Annotated in this window: 1 protein-coding gene and 1 pseudogene; both read left to right on the top strand. The window is 34.7% G+C overall.

Features of this window, described 5'->3' with window-relative positions; genetic code table 11:
* Positions 1-209, top strand: a pseudogene (locus JCM10991_RS15500) (helix-turn-helix domain-containing protein); the annotation flags it as partial.
* Positions 131-1,084 carry an IS3 family transposase gene (locus JCM10991_RS11730; RefSeq protein ID WP_225349978.1) on the top strand — a complete coding sequence of 318 codons (954 nt, stop codon included), beginning with the start codon at positions 131-133 and terminating at the stop codon, positions 1,082-1,084. The pseudogene JCM10991_RS15500 and the gene JCM10991_RS11730, both read left to right, overlap by 79 nt.
* The last annotated feature ends 45 nt before the right edge of the window (positions 1,085-1,129 follow it).

Raw genomic sequence — 1,129 nt, 5'->3', positions numbered from 1 at the left:
GGTATAAAAAATATACTAAGAGTAATAATGATCCAGAATCACTTCGTGATAACCGTGGTAAAAGAAAATCTATGGCAACAATGAATGATCTTGAACGCTTACAAGTTGAAAATCGACTACTTAAAGCACAATTAGAACAACAAAAAATGGAGATTGCCTTCGCAAAAAAATTAGTAGAAATACGCAATCGAGGGGTGAAAAAGAATTAAAGTACATAGCGATTAAAGAATTACATCAAGAATATCACTGGTCGATTAGTAAGCTTAGTAAGATTGCCAAAGTGACAAGAGATGCGTATTATAAATGGTTTAAACGATGTAATAGTACGTATCGAAAGCAACAAGACCAACTCTACTCTGCCATTTTAGAATTGGAGAAAGAACATAATTTTACTTTAGGTTATTTAGGTATGACCACTCAGTTGAAAGCAGAAGGAAAATTAGATTTTACGGTTGGTTTAAAACGTGTAAGATCTTGTATGCGTAATAATAATATTCGTGTAAATATCAGAAAGAAAAAGAGAAACCGAATTAAATTAAAGCATGAATATATTAGTGAAAACCTATTATCTGGGCATTTTGATCGTGCAAGCAAGAATGAAGTTTGGGCGACCGATACAACTGAAGTTGTATATTTTGAAGATAACAAACCACAAAAAGTACGATTACATGCGGTATTAGATTTATACGGACGTTACGTGATTAGCTATAACCTTTCAAAAACGGAAACTACATCAGCAGTAATTGATACATTTAAGAAAGCGTTCTCTAAAGAGCCAGGAGTAAGACCTATGGTTCATACAGATCGAGGTGCTGCATACTGTTCACTTGCCTTTAATCACTATTTAGAAAAGATGAACTACGTCCATAGCATGTCTCATCCTGGACATCCATGGGAAAATTCTCCTATGGAGAGATGGTGGAATGATTTTAAACTACTTTGGCTGGAACGACACCCACAGCCACAATCATTTGAAGAATTAAAGAGACTGATTGACGAAGGTGTAAAATATTTCAATACAAAGAGAGCTTATGCATCAAAAAACGGTCTGACTGCGGAAAAGTTCCGCAATCAGACCGCATAGTCTATTTTATATATTTAAACTGTATACTTGACAGGACATAGTGCC

The organism is Ligilactobacillus equi DSM 15833 = JCM 10991 (assembly GCF_000615765.1).
In the GTDB taxonomy this organism is placed as follows: Bacteria; Bacillota; Bacilli; order Lactobacillales; family Lactobacillaceae; genus Ligilactobacillus; species Ligilactobacillus equi.
The sequence above is the reverse complement of the archived record's forward strand: the minus strand, read 5'-3'. Positions and strand labels throughout refer to the sequence as shown.